This is a genomic window from Synechococcus sp. R5-13 (assembly GCF_047462015.1).
Classification (GTDB): domain Bacteria; phylum Cyanobacteriota; class Cyanobacteriia; order Thermostichales; family Thermostichaceae; genus Thermostichus.
Genome location: NZ_JANSIL010000007.1, coordinates 1 through 14,082 on the forward strand (window position 1 = coordinate 1; position 14,082 = coordinate 14,082).

Annotated in this window: 10 protein-coding genes, 1 tRNA gene and 1 pseudogene; 5 read left to right on the forward strand and 7 right to left on the reverse strand. The window is 57.0% G+C overall.

Annotated elements, in window-relative coordinates:
- Window positions 1–160: 160 nt before the first annotated feature.
- Window positions 161–598, reverse strand: a complete 438-nt coding sequence (locus NW840_RS00345) for a hypothetical protein (RefSeq protein WP_414341644.1) — start codon at window positions 596–598, stop codon at window positions 161–163.
- A gap of 485 nt (window positions 599–1,083) precedes the next feature.
- On the opposite strand from NW840_RS00345, the gene NW840_RS00350 reads away from it, so the two are divergent.
- Window positions 1,084–1,156, forward strand: a tRNA-Arg gene (locus NW840_RS00350).
- A gap of 13 nt (window positions 1,157–1,169) precedes the next feature.
- On the opposite strand, the gene NW840_RS00355 is transcribed toward NW840_RS00350, so the two are convergent.
- Window positions 1,170–3,830, reverse strand: coding sequence for an ATP-binding protein (locus NW840_RS00355; protein WP_414341645.1), 2,661 nt, complete (start codon window positions 3,828–3,830; stop codon window positions 1,170–1,172).
- Window positions 3,831–4,796: 966 nt separating this feature from the next.
- Here NW840_RS00355 and NW840_RS00360 point away from each other — a divergent pair.
- The gene (locus NW840_RS00360; RefSeq protein ID WP_414341647.1) at window positions 4,797–6,740 is read left to right on the forward strand and encodes a primary-amine oxidase; all 1,944 of its coding nucleotides are present in this window, start codon (window positions 4,797–4,799) and stop codon (window positions 6,738–6,740) included.
- Window positions 6,741–6,921: 181 nt separating this feature from the next.
- On the opposite strand, the gene NW840_RS00365 is transcribed toward NW840_RS00360, so the two are convergent.
- On the reverse strand, window positions 6,922–7,179 hold the full coding sequence (locus tag NW840_RS00365) for a DUF3146 family protein (RefSeq protein ID WP_414341649.1): 258 nt from the start codon (window positions 7,177–7,179) through the stop codon (window positions 6,922–6,924).
- A 220-nt stretch (window positions 7,180–7,399) separates the two neighbouring features.
- Entirely contained in the window at window positions 7,400–7,741 is a 342-nt protein-coding gene (locus NW840_RS00370) for a DUF3155 domain-containing protein (protein WP_049749658.1), read from the reverse strand.
- Between the two features lie 818 nt (window positions 7,742–8,559).
- On the opposite strand from NW840_RS00370, the gene NW840_RS00375 reads away from it, so the two are divergent.
- Complete coding sequence (locus NW840_RS00375; RefSeq protein ID WP_414341651.1) at window positions 8,560–9,051, forward strand: DUF4168 domain-containing protein; 492 nt, start codon at window positions 8,560–8,562, stop codon at window positions 9,049–9,051.
- Here NW840_RS00375 and NW840_RS00380 read toward each other — a convergent pair.
- Window positions 9,041–9,955, reverse strand: a complete 915-nt coding sequence (locus tag NW840_RS00380) for a sensor histidine kinase (RefSeq protein WP_414341654.1) — start codon at window positions 9,953–9,955, stop codon at window positions 9,041–9,043. The two genes, NW840_RS00375 and NW840_RS00380, sit on opposite strands and share 11 nt — an antisense overlap.
- A 176-nt stretch (window positions 9,956–10,131) precedes the next feature.
- Here NW840_RS00380 and NW840_RS00385 point away from each other — a divergent pair.
- Both NW840_RS00385 and NW840_RS00390 read left to right on the forward strand, forming a co-directional pair.
- Window positions 10,132–10,293: pseudogene (locus tag NW840_RS00385) on the forward strand (RNA-guided endonuclease TnpB family protein); the annotation flags it as partial.
- Window positions 10,294–10,327: 34 nt separating this feature from the next.
- The gene (locus tag NW840_RS00390; protein WP_414341657.1) at window positions 10,328–11,800 is read left to right on the forward strand and encodes an NAD(P)/FAD-dependent oxidoreductase; all 1,473 of its coding nucleotides are present in this window, start codon (window positions 10,328–10,330) and stop codon (window positions 11,798–11,800) included.
- Here the strand turns inward: NW840_RS00390 and lpxB are convergent.
- Together lpxB and lpxA are read right to left on the reverse strand one after the other, a co-directional pair.
- The gene (gene lpxB, locus NW840_RS00395) at window positions 11,797–13,005 is read right to left on the reverse strand and encodes a lipid-A-disaccharide synthase (RefSeq protein WP_414341659.1); all 1,209 of its coding nucleotides are present in this window, start codon (window positions 13,003–13,005) and stop codon (window positions 11,797–11,799) included. The genes NW840_RS00390 and lpxB overlap by 4 nt on opposite strands.
- Before the next feature lie 26 nt (window positions 13,006–13,031).
- Window positions 13,032–14,009, reverse strand: coding sequence for an acyl-ACP--UDP-N-acetylglucosamine O-acyltransferase (gene lpxA, locus NW840_RS00400; RefSeq protein ID WP_414341661.1), 978 nt, complete (start codon window positions 14,007–14,009; stop codon window positions 13,032–13,034).
- Window positions 14,010–14,082: the final 73 nt, after the last annotated feature.

The following is a 14,082-nucleotide window of genomic DNA, read 5'->3' on the forward strand; positions in this document are numbered from 1 at the left end:
AGAGGTTCGGGCCTGTTTTGTTCTCTGGTAGAGCAGAGCAGGCTCAGGGCTACTGAAAGCCCGCTCCGTAACGCTTTAGCGGTCGGAGTCGGGTAGTTTACCCGCACGCAAACGAGATTTTGCCTCGGTGCCGGCAGGGATCCCAAGTAGCAGCCAAAACCTAATCTTGAGTATCCAACCTGCGCACCAACCAGCGCCGCAGCGGATGCCACACCGGCAAGGATAGGATCCAACGGGATTGCTGCTCCAGCATGAGACGCTCCACCGGATACAGGCCGAACAGCTCATAGCGGCTTTGGGCGATCAGGATCCCCATCGTGAAGCTGACACAGAGCAACAACCCCAAAGTCGGCCATCCTGGGCGGTGAAACAAGGCATATCGCAGGCCCGTCCAAGTAAAGTAATCCCACAGGCGGGCTATATCCGCTCGCAGAGCCCAAAGGCTAGGGATCCCGACCACCAGCCACAACAGGCCCAGAAAGATGAAGCTACCGCCGTGGTAGAGGCGCAACAGGCGCTTGGCTGCCGGAGACAGAGCTTGAGTGCCAGAGGCAGCTTTCTTTTCCGCAGCTGAGCCAGGATCAGGGAGCAAGGGCATGGGGATCCCAATTTTCGACACCTCAACACCCATTTTGGACTTATCTCCGACGCAATAGCTCGGTTGCATGGGATCCTCGAACTCAAACGAGTACTTTTCTGCTTTCGGCTCGCCCATTTTAAGGGATCGATGCACAGGGAGCCCAGTTGTGGCTCTCCCGCTGCACAGCGCCATCCAAAAAGGCACTGATCAAAGCATCTGCTCAAAGCATCTGCCGTCTGCAAGTCTTCCTTATCCGTACAGTCAAGTTTCCTGAGAGACGCCCAGACGTCCCGTTCCAAGAGCTTGGCAGACGATCTCTTTGACGTTCATATCCTGAGCGAAAACCAACATTCCCATGGTGAAGGGATCCCGCCCTGGCTCCCTAAGGCAAACCGCGCAATTTGCCCAAGCAACACTGCGGAAATCCAAGCCAGAGGCAGGTGGGCAGGGTTGGGGATTGGGAACTGGGTCGGGGATATAATGGCTCTGCACCCTTTTCTTCGGCCTTGCTAGCTCAAAGGATAGAGCACCGACCTTCTAAGTCGATGGTTGCAGGTTCGAGTCCTGCGCAAGGCGCTGGCCTTGCCCTCTAAGCCTTGCTTGGGGTTTCCGACAAGCTGCCCTGGTGGGGGCACCACACCTGAACAACCACCTGCCGGGAGTGGCTTTCCACCCGCAGGGATCCGCCCATCAGCTCCACTGCTTTTTGAACCAGCGATAGACCCAAGCCCGTTCCCCCGGCGTTGCGGCAATCCAACTGGAGGAGGCGATAGAACTTTTCAAAAAGGCGGGGCAACGCTTCTGCAGGAATTTCCACCCCTGTATTGCGCACCGTGATCAGCCAGCCGGGACGGCCATTGGAGTTAGCCTGGCTCACACTCAAATAGATGCTTTCCCCAGTGGGGGTGTACTTACACGCATTGTTTAAAAGCTCGCTGACCACCCGCGACAAGAGGCTCTCATCCGTGCAGAGGAGCCAAAGGTCGGGATCCCATTCCACCTGGAACTGTTGGCCTTGCTGCGCAGCCCGCAGCCGGAAGGGCTCGGCAAGATTGGGGATCCATTCCTGGGGAGATAAACAGGTAAGTCTGAGGACTTTGTTTCCGGATTCGAGGGCTTGCAATTCCAACAGGTCGTTGATTAACTCCAGCTCGCGGTTGGTCTCCATCTCCAAAATTTGAAAGTAGCGCCTTTCCCGCTCGGTTAGGTTGGCTTTAGATAGAAACCCAATAGCCAGCTTCATGTTGGTGAGAGGTGTGCGCATTTCGTGGGAGACCATGTGCAGAAACTCATCTTTGAGTTGGTTGAGCTCCTGCAACTGTTGCACCTGACGCTGGATCGTTTGATAAAGACGTGCTTGGCGAATGGCGATGGCACATTGGCCGGCTACCCGTTGGATAAGCCGTTGTTCCCGCTCGGTAAATATCTGCCCCGGTGGACGGGATCCACAAATATCTCCCAAAACAAGCAGTTCCTCGTGTTGAGCTGTCAGATCCCTTTTGTCGCAAATGGGAGCGATGATCAGGGTGTAGCGGTCGTGGTTAGGCCAGCAGGGGTGATGGAGATTGCTGAAGTGGCAAAGCTGTCCGCGCTGGAGCTGACGAAGCACATGGGCGAAATCCGCAAACGAAACCTCCAGGGGGAAGCGCCGGATCCCTTCTCCGGCCAAATAGTCCACCGCCAAAACGCTGACCTGCCGCTCTGGGTCATGAAGGGCAATGGTGCAATTGGATAGGTTCAAGCTCAGGGCCAGTTCTCGGGCTACCGTTTCCAAGATTTTTTGTTCATCCAAAGTGGAGCGAATTTCTTCGGTGATGAGCTGGAGTAGCGCTTCGTCGTTGTAAGCTTGTTCGAGCTCTGCATTGCGCACCCGTACTTGGTAATCCAATTCGGCATTGGTCTGTTGCAGCTTTTGATAAAGCTCTGCCTGCTGAATGGCCACCGCCAGGTGCTCCCCGATAGCCTTGGCCAACTCGATCTCATCGGTTTGCCAATCCGGATCTGAAGTCAGGCGCCGCAGCGATAGCCCGCCCCACATTTGTTCCTGACAAGCCACCGGGATCACCAGCCAAGGGCCCAGTTGGTATTCTCGCTTCTCATAAATGGCAAAGGGATCGGCAATCTGCTCCGGATCCTGGACATGAAAAATTTGCAGCCGTTTCAAATGATCGAAAACCATAAAATCCCTGCTATCCGGCAGTCGCAGGTTCAGATTGTTGGGCAAATTAGGAAATCGGCTATGGCTGGCAATGCCCAACCACACGGCCTCAGCGGGCAGGTACTGATAAAGGGTAACTCGTGCTGCCTGCAACACTGCCCCCACTTCCCGCACCGCCACATCAAATAGGGTGGGTAAGTCCAGAGAGGTGTTGATGGCCTGAATGAGCTGATTAAACAGTCTTTCTCGCTGCAATTGCCGCTGCAGTTTCAGCTCAGCTTGCTTGCGAGGGGTGATGTTTCTGATGATCACCAGCACTTGATCTTCCCCAAAGGGAACGATGCGGGCCTGGCGATATTGGGGCTGAGGGGATCCCTCTGGGCAGGGGTATTCGATCTCTTGAGCTTGCCGGGTTGCCAAGGCCAGCTCCAGATGCTCGCGAATGGCTTGGGCTATGGGTTCCGCCCCACCGGTGCAACCGGTATCAGGAAACAGCTCTTCAGGAGTTTTGCCCAGGTAGTAGGCAGGGGGATGGGGGACAGAAAAATGGCTGGGCGGCTTGAACTCCAGACAGCGGCCCTGGCGATCCAGACGAAGCAGCATGTCGGGCAGGGCTTCCAGGAGCTGGCGATAGTGGCGCTCTCGCTCGGCCAAGGTGATCTCTAATTGCTTGCGCTCGCTGATATCCAGGGTCACCCCGACAACCTGGCCGGGATCCCCTTTCGGCCCCAAGAGCACAATCCCCTGGGAAAGCTGCCAGCGCATCTGGCCGTCGGCCTGGTAAACCCGATATTCCACCGAAAAGTTGGGATCCCCCTCTACCGCCCTGGGCCCAGCCGTCTGCAAAGCTTCTTTCACCCTTTGGCGATCTTCTGGGTGAACGTGCTGCAAAAACACTTCCAGGGTGAAATCTTGGCCGGGATCCAGCCCGTATTTGGCCTTGCACTGGGGAGAAGCACTCAACTCCCAGGTGCGCAGATCCAGTTGCCAATAGCCCAGTTGGGTGGCTTCTAAGGCCAAATAGAGATGCTCTGGATAAAAGCTGCCGTCTCCTGGCCGCACCGGCACCAGGCGGTATCGAGTTGAAGCCATCTCCCTCACCAGATTCTATGAGCCCTGCCTCATTGTGGACAATTTTCAGAGAACCTGGGAGATCCTACTATTCGAACTGTTAGAAATTCCTAACCTTAAGCATGGCTCCAGGGTAACTCTTAGATATGTGTTCTCCGACACCAAACCTTCAACTTGAGCTGGACTTCAACTTCACGGGGAGAAGGCCTAGGGTCACACCCTGCTGATGCGACCAGGAGGCTTTGGGCCGGGCTTGTGGGAAAGGGGGGTGCCTCTGCTATAGTATCGTCAGTTGCATTTCGGATCCCAAGTGGTGGGATCCCCCTGGCAGGTAGGGTCAGGGCAGGCTTCGAGATGTCTTTGCGCTCTTGCGAGAGTTGACGTTGCGTTGAGCTTTCTCGGTGTGATCCTGCCCTTAGCCTGCGTGAAGCGTTTTCTCTTTTTTATGCTTTCCTGTGCAACGTTAAGCCTGACGTTTAATCACAGAAAACTTCTCCTGCTCTCGAGTTTGGGTTTATCTGTAGTAAGACCTGTATTCAGATTTTCCCGATGGGTTGACGGTTTCCTGTTCGCCCTGGCGCGGCTTCTCAAGGTGCCGTTGCCCTCTTCATTTGGTTAGCGGACGGGGAAACAGAAGATTGCTAGATCTGGACAATTAGCAGAGCCGAGGTTGTCTTCACTTCCTTGGGCTTTGGCTTAAGTTTTCCTTTCCCCGGGTATCTCTTGCAAAGTTGCCCGATGTTGGCGATGGCAACAGGATAGTCTGTTTAGCCTGCTGTTAGGTTTTCTGGATTCTCTGAGTTGGGTTGATGGGCTGGCCCGCGGCATGGCGAGCGAAGGGATCCCTTTGACCTTTCTCAGCAGACTTCTCCCTATTTTTTCCTAGCTCAACTCAATCATTTTCCAACCGAAGAATTCAAGGTTATTGCTGTGGTTTGTAAAGTTTCTCCCAGTTTGGATCGACATAGCCAGTCGAGTGAATCTGCTTTGCTTGGCCAGGCTTCATTGCCCCAAGGCCACCCCTTGGATCCCCTCAGTGCTGAGGAGATGCGGCAAGTGGTGCAGATCCTGCGCCGGCAACGGCCCCTCAGTTCTCAGGGGCGCTTTGTAACCATCCAGCTACACGAGCCGGAGCGGCCTTGGATGGAAACTTGGCAGCCGGGGCAGCCGTGGGATCGGCAGGCTTTCGTGGTGCTGTTGGATCCGGCCAGTGGCAACACCTACGAAGCCGTGGTCTCTCTGTCAACACAGCAGGTGCGCTCTTGGCAGCTCATTGCGGGCGTGCAGCCCCCTCTGCTCGACGATGAGGTGTACGCCTGCGACCGCCTGCTCAAGGAGGATCCCCAGTTTTTAGCGGCTTTGCAGCGCCGAGGCATTGCCGATGTGGATTTGGTGATGGTGGACTACTGGACGGTGGGCTACTTCGGGATCCCGGAAGAAGAAGGGCGGCGGCTGGTGCGAGGCTTTTGTTTCCTACGTACTTCCCCTTGCGACAACGGCTATGCCCGCCCCATCGAGGGGCTCTACCCCTGGATTGACCTCAACCGCATGCAAGTTGTCAAGGTGGAGGATCGGGGTCTGTGGCCCTTGCCGCCGGAGTCCGGTAACTTCGACGAGCTGTTTTTCAAAGATTTTCGCCAAGACTTGAAGCCGCTAGAAATCACTCAGCCCCAAGGGGTGAGCTTCCAGGTGGACGGCCACCACATCCGCTGGCAGAAGTGGGATCTGCGCATCAGCTTTAACCCGCGAGAGGGGCTCGTCCTCCACCAGGTGAGCTATGAGGATCAAGGCCGCCTTCGCCCCATTCTCTACCGCGCCTCGGTAGCCGAGATGGTGGTGCCCTACGGGGATCCGCGGGATCCCCACTGTCGCAAAAATGCCTTTGATGTGGGGGAATACGGCATTGGCATGCAGGCCAATTCCCTGCAGCTGGGCTGCGACTGCTTGGGAGAGATCTACTACTTCGATGCCTGGTTGCCCACCAACAGCGGCGAGCCCATGCTTTTGAAAAATGCCGTCTGTATGCACGAGGAGGACTTTGGGGTGCTCTGGAAGCACACCGACTGGCGCACGGAACGGGCGCAGGTGCGGCGCTCGCGGCGGCTGGTGCTTTCCTTTTTCACCACCATTGGCAACTACGACTACGGCTTTTTCTGGTATTTCTACCAAGACGGCACGCTGGAGTTTGAAGCCAAGCTCACCGGCATCATCAACACTTGCGCCACGTTGCCGGGGGAAGAGCCGGAGTTTGGCGTCTTGGTGGCACCCCAATTGTCTGGCCTCAACCACCAGCACTTTTTCACTGTCCGCCTCGATATGGCGGTGGATGGGCCGTGCAACTCCCTCTATGAAGTGCATGCAGAACCTCTGCCTCTGGGGCCGGATAACCCTCACGGCAACGCCTTTCGCGCCCGCTCCACCCTGCTGAGCGCCGAGCAGGAGGCCAAGCAAACGGTGGATCCCTTGCGAGGTCGCTACTGGAAGATTGTCAACCCCAATCGCCACAACCGCCTGGGACAGCCGGTGGCCTACAAACTGATGCCGGGGGAAAACGTCCAGCTTTTGGCCCACCCCGACTCTTGGCTGTACCGACGGGCAGGATACCTGGCCCACCACCTCTGGGCCACGCCCTACCATCCCGGCGAGAAGTTCCCAGCAGGGAACTACCCCAACCAACATCCCGGTGGCGAAGGGCTGGTGCAATGGACGCAAGCGAACCGCTCCCTGGAAAACACCCGCCTGGTGCTCTGGTATAGCTTTGGCTGCAATCACTTCCCCCGCACCGAGGACTGGCCAGTGATGCCGGCTAGCTACATCGGCTTTATGCTCAAGCCCCTGGGCTTCTTTGAGTGCAACCCAGCTCTGGATGTGCCTCCTCCCCCGCCGAAGACCAAAGGCTGCTGCAGCTTTATTGACTACCCCCCTGCCTAGAGGGCGAGGATTCTTTCAAGTGCGAACAGCTTGGGCGCGACAGGAGTGAGAGGGGAGGCACTCTTCGCCCACGGGGCTTGAGACCTGGTTTCTGGGTCACCGTAGCAGGTGCCTTCCATTGCTCAGCCCCGGTCTTTGGTGCTGGGCAAAAGCTCTGCTCAGATCTGCTCAGATTGAGAGTTCACAAGCTGCTGCGAATCACAAACGAGTAGTTGCTGCCCGGTTCCAGCAGATAGTCGGATTTTTCCAGAAAGCGGCTCAAGGGCTCGCAAATCAAAGCTCGCCCCACAGAAGGCTCCACTCTGAGTTCCCCGGCCCGAAAGCACCAGCAAAAGCGCCAAACCCAACCATTGGCATTGACTTCCCCCTCAATGGCACCCTCTTGCCAAGAGCGGCGGGTAATTTGGATATGGGCAGTGGTTTGAGGCAGTCGGCTCATCCGGCATCTCCCGACGGGATCCCTTGTAGGATAGCGCGTGGCTCCCTCGCTGCCGCCAGCAGGTCGAGTATGGCGAGTGAGGCAGCAGGAGCTCAACCCGTGGGGAGGGATCCCGTACACAGGGTCAGTTCTTTCGATCTTCTGAGAGCGGCTGCAACAAACCCCCCAGGGTAGGGGGGCTGTTTCCTGGGCTCCTGCTGTAGGAAAAGCTGGCCAGAAGCTAGCGAGCGGCAGTTGCAAGGGTCTTCGAGGATTTTTTCTCTGGCTTTTCAGCCGCAACCTCTGCTAACAAAGCTCGCAGGCTGGGAAAAAGGAAGTGGTTCTCCTCGACATATTGCGCGCCGAACAACCCCTTCTCCGCCCAAAAAAACCGATCAACTGTATGTTCATTTCGTCGCACCAAAATAAGTGCGGGGGGCTGAATAGACTTCTCCTGAATATATTTTCGAGCAGCGGTTACAGACTTCTCTTCACCACTGTCCAGATTAAATTGAGGAATGTGATCTAAAATTTTGCGCCCTTCCAGACGACGGCGGCTCTTACGCTTTCTTCTCCTAACCAATGTAAGCCTCCTGTAGAAGGATGACCGAACAACCGCAACCGCAAAGAATATATCAGCGCTGCTTAAGAAAAGCAATAACTTTTACCCATTTTTGTTATCATCTTTTACAAAGGCAATAAAGACAGCAGTCGCCCTCAAAGCCCTTGAAGGGTTACTTATGGACGCGCCCAAAAAAATCTAATCGGGAACCTTTCTCCGAACAAAAAATCCCCCAACAATCGCCTGCAAAGAGAGCTGGCGATTGGGCGTTTGCTAGGTTGACTGCTGATATTGATAGGGGATCCACGGGCTCTGACACCTGCGAAGAAAGTCAGATGCCGATGTGGGAGATCCGCATCAAATCTGGACCCTAGCCTAACATTAACAAAAACGATACTCAACAGAACATATACCTAAGCTCAGCTTCAAGACAACCCCCTTTGGGCTGAAGTGCTAAGTCAATTGCCGATGCTGCAAGTCTGGAGCTGCTCAACCGAGGAGAGAAAGGGGCACTCCGGTGCCGGGCTACCGTTGAACAGCGCATGTAAGACTGTACAACCAACTTCTTGTTTCTACAAGAGATCCACTGCAGATCCCCAGCATGTCCACACAGCCCTTTCGCGAGTTCATCCTGGGAGCCCTGGAGTGAGGAGTTCTGGTACCGTAGGGATTGGATAGATCGCGCCTCAGGTGCCGGCAAGCTGGGATGAGCTTGATGGGCATTCAGGACTGCGTTGAACCGATTAGACGGAATTCAGGCATCTTGCTAGTCTGGCTTCAGGTTTGGCTGCACCTCAAGGGCTTAGGTCTATCTTGTCTGGGTTTGGGGAGTTTTGGGCATGATGAAATTCGCGTTGCTGATGGGTCTGGGACTCAGCTTGGGATCCCTGCCGGTTTGGGCACAGGGAGCAACCCCGCTGCCTAGCCCTGCTGCCACTGCTTCTCCAACTTCGGGGGAGGCTCCGGCCACAGCAACTCCCAGCCCTGTGGCATCTCCAGCCCTGACCCCAGAGCAAGTCACCGATGCCCAGGTGGAACAGTTGGTGCGGATTCTGTTGGAGTTGGATCCCCTGATCCGGGAAGCGAGCGCCCAACTGCGGGAAACCCAGAACGAGGAGGAGTACGAGCAAATTATGCAGCGCACAGAAACCCAAGCCAGCCGCATTGTCGAGGAGCAAGGGCTGACAGTGCTTCAATACCGCGAATTGATGACCTTGGCGAACGAAAATCCTGTTCTCAACCAGCGGGTTCGGGCCCGCTTGCAAGAAGTTTTGCAGGAAGGGGAAGCTTCCAACTCTCCAAAGCCGGCCACCCCGACGCCTACACCCTAGGCTGAGCTGGCTTGCCTTGGCCAAAGACAGGGAGAACCCGAGGCAGCCGCAAGGTAAAGCAGGTGTGGTTGGCCTCGCTGTTGAGGTGAATGCTTCCTTGCAACAGGCTTACCCGCTGCCGCACAAGGGCCAACCCCAACCCTGTCCCCCCTTGCCGCCAGGGATCCGCGCTGGGCACCCGATAGAACTTCTCAAATACCCGCTTTTGCTCTTCCAGGGGAATGGTTACGCCGGTGTTGAGGACTTGGATGTCCAGGTGGTCGGAATGGCAGGTGGCCTGAAGGCTGATCAGGTGCTCAGCAGGGGTGAATTTACATGCATTTTTCAGCAATTCCGCCAGCACCGACTTTAGCACTCCCGGCAGGGTAAAAATGGCAGGCAGTCCTGGAGGGATCCCAAGGCTGAAGCGCTGATGGCGGCTATGGGCCTCCTGAGCAAAGGGCTCCGCGATCTGGGGCAACCACTCTTGCAGCTCCAACCAGCAGAGCCGCTGTGAACCGTTCGCGTTAGCGGGACGGAGTCCCTTGAGCATCTCCAACTGCTGCAGTTCCAGCAGATCCTCGACCAGTCTGATCTCCCGCTCGCATTCGTTGTCCAACACCTTCAAGTACTGAGAGATTTTGGCCAGATCCGGGGATCTGGGAGCGCCCTGGGCAGGCAGCAGGACGGAGCTGAGCAGGTGGATGGCCATTTTCATGTTGGAAAGAAGGGTGCGCAGCTCGTGGGACACCGTGCTAAGGAAGTCATTTTTCAGGCGATCCAGCCGCTGCAATTCCTGTACTTGGCGATCCAGTTGGGCGGTGCGGGCCTGTACCTTTTCTTCCAGGGTGCGGTTCAGCTCCTGAACCTGTTGGAGCAATTCCGCCTGCCGAATGGCGATGGAGAGGTGATCGGCCAGGGCCAAGATCAGATCCTGATTGGTGGCCAGCCAACCGGGACGTGCTGTTTTCAGCTAGAACCCGCAGGAGCCCCGCACTCTATTAGTGGCTAGTGACTAGTGGCTAGTCACTACCCACTCACCACTATCCAGGGTCAGTGCCGGAAGGAATGCGGCCTTCCTTGATGAAGTACAATCGGCGCATGACCCAAGTCCTGACTGTAGCTTGCAAACTCAAGGTGTCCCAGTCGCAAGCTGCAAAATTGGATGCGACAATAGATGCCTTTGTGCAGGCGTTGAACTGGGTGAATCAGAACACACCACAAAAGACAGCCAACGCCGTCAAACTGCAATCCCTTTGCTATACTACCAGATGGTACCTCAAGGCAGCTATCCAGAGTGCAGTCCACAGTGGTGATCGGGGCGGGGCCAGCTGGATTGAGTGCCGCCTACGAGCTGAACAAGCAGGGCTACCCGGTAACGGTTTTGGAAGCGGATCCGGTGCAGGTAGGGGGGCTATCCCGCACTGTAACCTACCAAGGCTATCGCTTTGATATCGGTGGACACCGCTTTTTCTCCAAGTCGGCGGAAATTGAGGCTCTGTGGACGGAGATTTTGGGCTCGGAAATGCAGGTTTGCCGTCGGCTTTCCCACATTTTTTACCGAGGTGTTTTCTTTGATTATCCAATTCGACCTACGGATGTTTTTGCCAAACTGGGGCCAGGGTTTACCACCCTCTGTCTGCTCAGTTACCTAAAGGCGCGCCTCTTTCCCAGGCCCAATCCTGTATCTTTTGAAGATTGGGTCATTAACCAATTTGGGGAACGGCTGTATCGCACTTTTTTTAAGACCTACACCGAGAAAGTGTGGGGGATCCCTTGTCACGAGATCAGCGCCGACTGGGCAGCCCAGCGGATCAAGGGTCTGTCGATGGCTTCTTTGATCCGTAAAACCTTTTTCCCCAACCGAGAGGGGGTGATCAAAACCCTGATCGATCGCTTTCGCTATCCTCGCCTAGGGCCAGGCCAGATGTGGGAGCGCGTTCAAACCTTGCTGGCAGAAGCCGGGCAGCCGGTACAACTGGATCGCAAGGTTACGGCAATCCACTGGAACCGGGCCGGAGTTCAAGCTGTACAAGCCTGTTCTCAAGGGGGAGAGACCTTTTGGGTGACCGGCGAGCAGTTCATTTCCACCATGCCGCTGCGCTCTCTGGTGCGGGCTTTGGTACCTGCAGCACCGGAGCCGGTGCGAGAGGCTGCCGAACAACTGCGGTATCGGGATTTTTTGACGGTGGCTTTGCTGGTGGATGAGCCCAACCTATTTCCAGATCACTGGATCTACATTCACGATCCCTCGGTGCGGGTGGGGCGTATCCAAAACTTCAAGAATTGGAGCGCGGACATGGTTCCGGATCCCTCGGTCACCTGCTTGGGTTTGGAGTATTTTTGCTCAGCGACGGATCCCTTTTGGGGACAAACCGATGGGGATTTGATGGCCTTGGCAACGCTGGAATTGCAGCGGTTGGGCCTGCTGGGGAAGGCAAAGGTTTTGGGCGGCACAGTCATTCGCGCCCCGAAAGCCTACCCGGTTTACAATCACGGCTATCAAGCTCACATCCAGACCATTCGAACCTTTTTGGAAGAAGCACTGCCCAATTTGCAGGTGGCAGGCCGCAACGGCATGCACCGCTACAATAACCAGGATCACGCCATGATGACGGGCCTTTTGGCCGCTCGCAACATTGTGGCGGGGGAACGGCGCTACGATGGGTGGCGGGTCAACCAAGATGCTGAGTATCTGGAAGAGGAGGATTCGACAGCAGCCTTGGCGGGAGGACGGGCCGTGCCCCAGGTGCTGGGTCGCCGGAGTTAGCGGCGGAAGGGATCCTGCTTCGATCCAGCTTCGCCATCCAACACCTCTAGGATGGCCTTGGCAGCGCGAGCCAGAACGCCGGGTTCTCCTAGGGCTGCCCGCATCGCGGCGTAGTCGGCTTGCAGTTGGGCTTTGCGTTCGGGCCGAGTTAGCAACTCCAGCGCCAGTTGGGCAATCTTCTCCGGCTGGGCCTGCTCCTGCAGCAACTCCGGGACAATGGGGCGCATCTGCACCAGGTTGGGCGGAGACATGAAGGGCACCGACACCCTCAGCCAATGGCGGGCGATCCAGAAGGTGAGGGGGTTAAGGCGATAGATCACCACCTGGGGGATCCCCAAGATAGCCGTCTCCAAGTTCACCGTGCCCGACTTGGCCAACACCAAATCAGCCGCTGCCAAGGCGAGGTGATGAGCTTTGTGGGGGGAGAAGAAGGACAGAGCTTGGGGATCCAAAAGGGTGAGGTTGAGCCCAAGGCGGCGGGCAGCCCGCGCAATCGGGGCAGCAAAACGGGGCGAGGCCAGGGGCACCCAAAACTGTGCCTGAGGCAGGTGAGCTTGCAACAACTGAGCCGCCTTGAGCAAGACAGGCAGAACCGAGCGCAGCTCTTGCCGACGCGAAGCCGGCACCACCACCACCACCGTGGCTTCGGCAGGGATCCCCAACTGGGCTCTGGCTGCAGCACGGCTGGGCACAGCGGCCAAAATATCCAACAGGGGATGGCCCACATACTGGACATGGGCTCCTGCCGCCGCGTAGTAGCGAGCTTCCTCAGGGAAAATTGCCAACATCAGCCGCATCTGCTGGGCCAGTTGGTAGGTGAGGCGGGCGTCCTGCGACCACACCCACTCTTGGGGGGCAATGTAATAGACAGCAGGGATCTGCCGCCGTTGCAGCAGACGGGCAATGCGGCTGTTGACGCCGATGTAGTCCACCAGCACGGCCACATCTGGCGGGTCTTGGGCTAAAAAGCGGCGAATCTTCCACTCCGTCCAGAGGGCGGGGCCGACAAAGGGAAGAGCCTCTAAAATGCCAACAGAGCTGATCTCGGTAGTGCGGTGCAATAAACGGGCCCCGGCAGCAGCCATGCGCTCTCCCCCGACCGCTGTGATGCGCAGCTGAGGGCGTTGGCGCAGCAATTCTTCGATCAGATGGCCGGCCTGCAGATCCCCTGAGACCTCGCCCGTGCAGATGAACAGGTGGCTCACTAGAGCTACGCTCCCGACCCCAATCTTTAGTCATCCAGCTCTGAAGTGCTCTGCACCGGCGGATCTTCCCCCCTCCCGCGCAGGGCCGGCAGAGGGCCACGTCGTTGGGGCTGGGAGAGGGAGTCTTCCAAAAATTGCAGCAGATGTTGCAGGGATCCCGTCTCGTCCACCCACTCTTTCCCCTGCAGAGAAAGGATGTGGCGCTCTCCCTCCGCACCGCTGTTACAAACGACACACAGGCTGCTGCGCAGTGTTTGCAGCGCTTTTTCCAAAGGCAACCCTGAGCGGTACAAAAATCGGTAGACCTGCCGCAGCAAGGGCAGGGATCCCTCCATCCCTTGGGCTCGCCGCAGCCCCACCAAGTTCAGACCGCGGATGCGAGCCGGATGTCCTTCCACCAACATGTAGGGGGGAACGTCGCGGTCAACCCGGCTCATCGCCCCCACCATGGCCAAGCGCCCAATGCGGGTGAACTGGTGGATCCCGACCATGCCGCCAATGCGGGCTTGAGACTCGATGTGGATATGGCCGGCCAAGGAAACAGCATTGGTAATCACCACCTGATTTTCGATGACGCAGTTGTGGGCGACATGGGTGTAGGCCATCAGCAGGTTGTGATCTCCGATCAGGGTGGCTTCCCCTTCATTGGTAGCCCGGTTGATGGTGACGAACTCGCGGATGCGATTGCCTCTGCCGATTACCACTTGAGAGGGGGCGCCGCTGTACTTCAGATCCTGAGGCTCGGTGCCCACAACTGCTCCCGGAAAAATGTGGTTGCCCTCGCCGATTTCCGTCCAGCCATCGATCACCACATGGGCCCCCACCACCGTATGGGCAGCAATGCGAACATGCTCGCCGATCACCGCATAGGGGCCAACCTGCACCGTTTCGTGCAGCTCAGCTTTCGGATGGATCACCGCAGTGGGATGAATCCGCTCCCGTGAGCGGTGCGGCGCACTTGCAGAGATGTTGGGAGTGGATCCCGCTGAAGCGAACGAACTCATTTCCGACCTAGCCAGCAACTGTGGTTACGCTCCCAACCCTGCGAAGGATCACCAAGACTTGACTCCAGGGGAG

Excerpts from the sequence above, each read along its gene's own strand:
- NW840_RS00375 (WP_414341651.1), top strand. The coding sequence starts at position 8,560 with ATGATGAAATTCGCGTTGCTGATGGGTCTGGGACTCAGCTTGGGATCC.
- NW840_RS00365 (WP_414341649.1), bottom strand. The coding sequence starts at position 7,179 with ATGAGCCGACTGCCTCAAACCACTGCCCATATCCAAATTACCCGCCGC.
- NW840_RS00345 (WP_414341644.1), bottom strand. The coding sequence starts at position 598 with ATGCCCTTGCTCCCTGATCCTGGCTCAGCTGCGGAAAAGAAAGCTGCC.
- lpxA (WP_414341661.1), bottom strand. The coding sequence starts at position 14,009 with ATGAGTTCGTTCGCTTCAGCGGGATCCACTCCCAACATCTCTGCAAGT.
- NW840_RS00355 (WP_414341645.1), bottom strand. The coding sequence starts at position 3,830 with ATGGCTTCAACTCGATACCGCCTGGTGCCGGTGCGGCCAGGAGACGGC.